The organism is Corynebacterium sp., assembly GCF_030538285.1.
In the GTDB taxonomy this organism is placed as follows: domain Bacteria; phylum Actinomycetota; class Actinomycetes; order Mycobacteriales; family Mycobacteriaceae; genus Corynebacterium.
The window spans coordinates 1-4,955 of record NZ_JAUNUG010000081.1; the positions used below are offsets into that span (position 1 = coordinate 1).

9 protein-coding genes are annotated in these 4,955 nt (G+C 67.7%); 3 read left to right on the top strand and 6 right to left on the bottom strand.

Annotation, left to right across the window (positions count from 1 at the left end; translation table 11 throughout):
• The 3 genes from Q4G50_RS14330 to Q4G50_RS14340 all read left to right on the top strand — a co-directional run.
• Window positions 1–572 (top strand): EF-Tu/IF-2/RF-3 family GTPase (locus tag Q4G50_RS14330; RefSeq protein ID WP_303378331.1); only part of this gene is annotated, 572 nt, incomplete at its 5' end.
• Between the two features lie 94 nt (window positions 573–666).
• Window positions 667–1,074: an aspartate 1-decarboxylase gene (panD, locus tag Q4G50_RS14335; RefSeq protein WP_303378332.1), complete on the top strand. Its 408-nt coding sequence runs from the start codon at window positions 667–669 to the stop codon at window positions 1,072–1,074.
• On the top strand, window positions 1,074–1,787 hold the full coding sequence (locus Q4G50_RS14340) for a hypothetical protein (RefSeq protein WP_303378333.1): 714 nt from the start codon (window positions 1,074–1,076) through the stop codon (window positions 1,785–1,787). Before panD ends, Q4G50_RS14340 begins: the two co-directional genes overlap by 1 nt.
• A gap of 100 nt (window positions 1,788–1,887) precedes the next feature.
• On the opposite strand, the gene Q4G50_RS14345 is transcribed toward Q4G50_RS14340, so the two are convergent.
• The 6 genes from Q4G50_RS14345 to Q4G50_RS14370 are packed head-to-tail and all read right to left on the bottom strand — an operon-like array spanning window position 1,888 to window position 4,377.
• Complete coding sequence (locus tag Q4G50_RS14345) at window positions 1,888–2,445, bottom strand: hypothetical protein (protein WP_303378334.1); 558 nt, start codon at window positions 2,443–2,445, stop codon at window positions 1,888–1,890.
• Window positions 2,442–2,996: a DUF6286 domain-containing protein gene (locus Q4G50_RS14350; RefSeq protein WP_303378335.1), complete on the bottom strand. Its 555-nt coding sequence runs from the start codon at window positions 2,994–2,996 to the stop codon at window positions 2,442–2,444. The genes Q4G50_RS14345 and Q4G50_RS14350 overlap by 4 nt, the downstream gene beginning before the upstream one ends.
• Window positions 2,986–3,435: an Asp23/Gls24 family envelope stress response protein gene (locus tag Q4G50_RS14355; protein WP_303378336.1), complete on the bottom strand. Its 450-nt coding sequence runs from the start codon at window positions 3,433–3,435 to the stop codon at window positions 2,986–2,988. The genes Q4G50_RS14350 and Q4G50_RS14355 overlap by 11 nt, the downstream gene beginning before the upstream one ends.
• Window positions 3,436–3,618, bottom strand: a complete 183-nt coding sequence (locus tag Q4G50_RS14360; RefSeq protein WP_303378337.1) for a hypothetical protein — start codon at window positions 3,616–3,618, stop codon at window positions 3,436–3,438.
• Entirely contained in the window at window positions 3,615–3,947 is a 333-nt protein-coding gene (locus Q4G50_RS14365; RefSeq protein ID WP_303378338.1) for a hypothetical protein, read from the bottom strand. Before Q4G50_RS14365 ends, Q4G50_RS14360 begins: the two co-directional genes overlap by 4 nt.
• The gene (locus Q4G50_RS14370; protein ID WP_303378339.1) at window positions 3,913–4,377 is read right to left on the bottom strand and encodes an Asp23/Gls24 family envelope stress response protein; all 465 of its coding nucleotides are present in this window, start codon (window positions 4,375–4,377) and stop codon (window positions 3,913–3,915) included. The genes Q4G50_RS14365 and Q4G50_RS14370 overlap by 35 nt, the downstream gene beginning before the upstream one ends.
• Between the last annotated feature and the right edge of the window lie 578 nt (window positions 4,378–4,955).

Below are 4,955 nucleotides of genomic sequence, written 5' to 3' on the forward strand. Positions count from 1 at the left end.
AGACCGACAAGCCGTTCCTGATGCCGGTCGAGGACATCTTCACCATCACCGGTCGTGGCACCGTCGTCACCGGCCGCGTCGAGCGCGGTCAGCTGAACGTCAACGAGGATGTCGAGATCATCGGCATCAAGGAGAAGTCCACCACCACCACCGTCACCGGTATCGAGATGTTCCGTAAGCTTCTCGACTACACCGAGGCCGGCGACAACTGTGGTCTCCTGCTCCGCGGCATCAAGCGCGAGGACGTCGAGCGCGGCCAGGTCATCATCAAGCCGGGCGCTTACTCCCCGCACACCGAGTTCGAGGGTTCCGTCTACGTCCTGTCCAAGGACGAGGGCGGCCGCCACACCCCGTTCTTCGACAACTACCGTCCGCAGTTCTACTTCCGCACCACCGACGTCACCGGCGTCGTGAAGCTGCCGGAGGGCACCGAGATGGTCATGCCGGGCGACAACGTCGACATGTCCGTCACCCTGATCCAGCCGGTCGCCATGGACGAGGGCCTGCGCTTCGCTATCCGCGAGGGCTCCCGTACCGTCGGCGCTGGCCGCGTCACCAAGATCATCAAGTAAGCACTCCTTACTGAGATCTGACCTCGAGGGTCCGGTGGGATTTTTCCCACCGGGCCCTTTTGGATTCCGTGGCATGCAGGGTATCTTCTAGTCCATGCTCAGAACCATTCTCGGAGCCAAGATCCATCGCGCCACCGTCACTCAGGCCGACCTGCATTACGTCGGGTCCGTGACGGTGGACGCCGACCTGCTCGCGGCCGCCGGTCTCATCGAGGGTGAGAAGGTGGCGATCGTCGACGTCACCAACGGCGCGCGCATCGAGACCTATGTCATCACCGGCCGCCCCGGTACCGGTGAGATCTGCATCAACGGTGCCGCCGCGCACCTCATTCACCCGGGTGACATCGTCATTCTCATCTCCTACCTGCAGGCCACCCTCGAGGAGGCCCTGGAGTACGAGCCGCGCATCGTCCACGTCGACGAGAACAACCGCATCGTTGCCCTCGGCAACGACATCGCGGAGGCCGTCCCCGGCTCGGACACCGTGTCCGCCCGCTTCTGATGCACGATCCCCTGCGGATCCCGGGGGTGCTCGACGCGGTCCGTCGGGTGTGGGAGGGCCAGCCGGAGCTGTCGCTGCCCACTCTCTTTGCGATGCTGGCTAACCGCGGCGTGGGTTGGGGTGTCTCCGACGTCGATCTGGTCCGCGAACTCGAGGCCATGGCGCGGGTGCATCCCGGGGAGCTCCCGCTTCTCGACGCCCGCGTCACCGCCCGCCATCTCATCCTCACCGAGGATCCCGCCCACCGCGTCATGGTCGACCCGTGGCGGGTCATCGTCCGCCGACCCGGGGTGAGCGCGCAGCCGGGCGTGTGGCCGTATGCCCGGCTCCGCCCGACGTTCGTCGGTTCCCCGCTGGTCATCTCCTCCGCGGAGGGGATCGACCACCGCCTCGGCGTGGTCACGCGCATCACGCTTCTCGACGACGCCCCGCGTGCGACCGTCCTTTCGCTCACCGGGGTGGAACGCCGGGAACGAGGCGACGACGTGCACCTGGTCACCCTCGCCGATGACTCCGTGGTGCTGTTGTCCCACGGCTTCGAGCACTTCATTCCGGCCCGCCGCGAGCTCACTCAGCTCACCCGCCCGTGGGAGAAGCTGGTGGAGTGTGCGCCGGGGCGTCCGCTGCGCATCGCTCCGCCGGGTGGTGCGGCTCCGGTGGACCTGGCGGATGTCGGAGAGATCCTCGTCGTCGAGGGCCCGCCGGCCAGCTGAGGTCGAAGTACTGAGGTCGAGGATTATCGAGTGTTCGACATCTGTCGCCGGTTCATGTCGAAGAGGGGATAATCTTCGACCTCGTGTTTTCAGAGCGGCCTCAGCGCTCGACGGGCAGCAGGTGCAGCTTGTACACCGTGGCAACGGTGATGCCCGGGGTGGCGGTGCGGATATCGCGCTCCGCCTGCTGGAGCGAATCGACGAGGGTGAGGATGTCGGTGCCCTGCCGCGCCCGCACGGTGATCGTCATGGTCGGCTTGTCCCAGTACTCGGTGACGGAGTGGAGCACGGAGTCGACGCGCGGGTGTTCTTCCAGCTCCTTGGCGATCGCCGCGGCCAGGGTCGACAGGTCGAGCGCGATGGCACCGGTGGCATCGGAGGCGGGGGAGGAGACGCGGGTGAGCCGGTAGCGGCGGAGGTTCATCGCGATGAGGGTGCCGCCGAGGACCGCACTCACGAGAGCAATGGCCGCGAGCAGCCAGTCGAACCACTCCTGTTGCGGGGCGGCGCGCCAAGCGGGGAAGTCGATGAAGTCGGTGAGGCTCTGGGAGAAGGGGAGGTCGAAGTAGAGCCCGATCGCCCAGGCACCGGCGGCGAGGATGAGCAGCCCGGTGAACAGGACGACCAGGCGGTTGAGGTAGTTGATCCGCTTGTTCACTGCTCCTCCTCGAGCGGTCGTTGCCGGACCTTGAGGGTGACCTCGAGGCCGAGGCGGGTGATGAGGGGCTGGAGCGCGGCGTCGACAAGCGGGGCGAGATCGGGGTGATGGCCGGTGACCGAGACGTGGGCGGTGCTGCCCGACACGCGCGCCGCGGCGGTCGCCACTCCGGGGACGGCGCGGGCGGCGGCGCCAAGCATGCGGGCGATGTCGACCGGGCGCATCCACACGCTCGTCGCGGCGTCGACCGGGCGCAGCATCCGGTGGGTGCGGGTCCGCGGGCGGAACGCAGCCCACACGAGCAGCGCGCCGAGAACGAGGAACGCGGCGCCCGTCGGCAGCATCCACGGCTGGTAGGTGGCGTTGCCGATGGTCATGACGATCGGATCGACCCACGTGTCCCAGTCGATGGAGCGCGAGTTGCGCAGCCAGATCTCACGGCCGCAGATGACCGCGAGCACGAGCAGCGCCAGGCCGATGACGATCGCGACGAAACGGGCCACCGGGTTCGCGCGGGGCACATGCGGGGTGGGGCGGGTGTCAACGGACACGGGGACTCCTCACCGGTTGTGCCGCCGAACGCACACCGACCGGCCGCAACGGCAGCGGCGGGGGAACGGTGACGGGGCGGAGCGAGGGGTGGGCCGGGTGGGCGTCGATAAGCGGGGCGGTGACGGGCACCCCCGGGATGACGGGGCCGACGACCACGTTGACGCGGGTGACCTTGAGCCCGGTCATGTCCTCGACCCAGGTGGCGACGGTGCGGCGGACCGCCTCGGCGACGGTGGTCACCGGCGACGGCCAGATCACCGCGATGAACGCCTCGATGGAACAGGTGCCGGCGGCGTCGTCGACGATGACGTCGTAACGCGGGTAGGTGCGCCCGGCGAGGCGAACCAGGCTGCGGCCGAGTTCGGTGGTGCCGGGGACCGAGGCCGCGGCGGCGGCGACGATGCGGGAGACCGCCCGGTCGGAGATGCGGATGCCCATCTAGTCCTGCCCCCCGATGCGACGCGCCAGCGCGCGCAGGTCGATGCGGCCGTCGAGATGCGCGCCGATGACGCCGCCCACGGCGCCGAACAGCAGGGCGCAGAGCATCCCGACCCAACCGCCGAGAATCGTGGCGAACGCGAGCGCCAGGCCCAGAATTACTCCGGTGCGGGTGTGGTTCACGGCTGACCTCCCTGTGCGTCGGCGAAGATGATGTCGGCTGTGCGTCGCAGATGCTTCTCGACGACCGCGCGTGCCCGGTCCGCGACCTCGGCGAGCGGCTGAGGGTGATCGAGATCCACCACGAGGTGCACCTCGAGGCGGTCCGGGGTGTGGCGCAGGCCCGTCACGCGGTGGCGGGGATAGAGCAGCGCGACCTCGCCGTAGCGGCCCGGGTGCAGGTCGGCGACGCCGGGGATGGCGCGAAGGTCGGCGGCGACGGCGTCGGCAAGCGGGCGGGCGGGGACCGGCGCGGGGCTACTGGACGCGCGGGAACTGGTCGGGCTGGACACCAGCGTCCTCTTCCGGGCCGTCGAGCTGCTCGAGGTGGACATCGTGGACCGTCACGTTGACCTCCGTGACCTGCAGACCGGTCATGCGCTCCACCGCGGTGATGATGTTGGTGCGGATCGCCTCCGCAAGGTCATGGATGGCCACGCCGTATTCCGCGACGATGTCGACGTCGACGGCCGCCTGCCGCTCGCCGACCTCGACGCGGACCCCCTGCTGCACATTCGCACCGCCGGCAAAGGAGTCACGGAACGCGCCGACCATCCGGGCGCCCGCGCCGCCGAGGGCGTGGACGCCGGAGACCTCGCGGGCCGCCAGCGCCGCGATCTTGCCGACCACCACATCCTCGATCCGGGTGATGCCCCGGCCGGAGTCGGTGGGCGGGATGGCGCCCGTGGGGGAGAGGTCCGGGGACAGGTTCTGCTCCGACATGATGTGACTCCTGCAACACTGGGGACGATAACGTGAGTCCCATACTAGTTCTGCGGAGGCGGATTGTGTTTCGGGGACTTGACGTGCTTTAATACATGGGTTGCTTTAACACGACGTGTGCCTGAGCGCAGCTCGGGAGACATCGTCGCTGGTAGGGCGAACATGACACCTTCGTCAGTCCGATCGACACGACCGGCTGGGAAGGCTCCGCAATCGGGTCAAGGTCACCAACATGGTTGGACACACCCGAGCGTGGGGACCGGAGAAGGGGCATGGCAAATAAACAGCGGCAGTACACGTAGGGCCACGCTTATCGCGAGATAGCAGATCCCTTCCTACTTGGCTATGGGTCTTGTACCCCGTCAGGAGCACTTCCGGTTGCGTTGTTTGTCATTTCGACAGAAGAGCCCCGGAACCCTCCCGGCCAGTCATGGCAGTCAGTAACTGGCGTTGTGCCCAGGCCCCGTAGCCCGGACAACGTTATAGAGAAATCGAGAAGCGAATTCCCACCGCTCCTGACCTGGATGTGGGACAAGCGAGGAAGAGGATAAGCGTGGCCGGACAGAAGATCCGCATTC

Excerpts from the sequence above, each read along its gene's own strand:
- panD (WP_303378332.1), top strand. The coding sequence starts at position 667 with ATGCTCAGAACCATTCTCGGAGCCAAGATCCATCGCGCCACCGTCACT.
- Q4G50_RS14340 (WP_303378333.1), top strand. The coding sequence starts at position 1,074 with ATGCACGATCCCCTGCGGATCCCGGGGGTGCTCGACGCGGTCCGTCGG.
- Q4G50_RS14370 (WP_303378339.1), bottom strand. The coding sequence starts at position 4,377 with ATGTCGGAGCAGAACCTGTCCCCGGACCTCTCCCCCACGGGCGCCATC.
- Q4G50_RS14355 (WP_303378336.1), bottom strand. The coding sequence starts at position 3,435 with ATGGGCATCCGCATCTCCGACCGGGCGGTCTCCCGCATCGTCGCCGCC.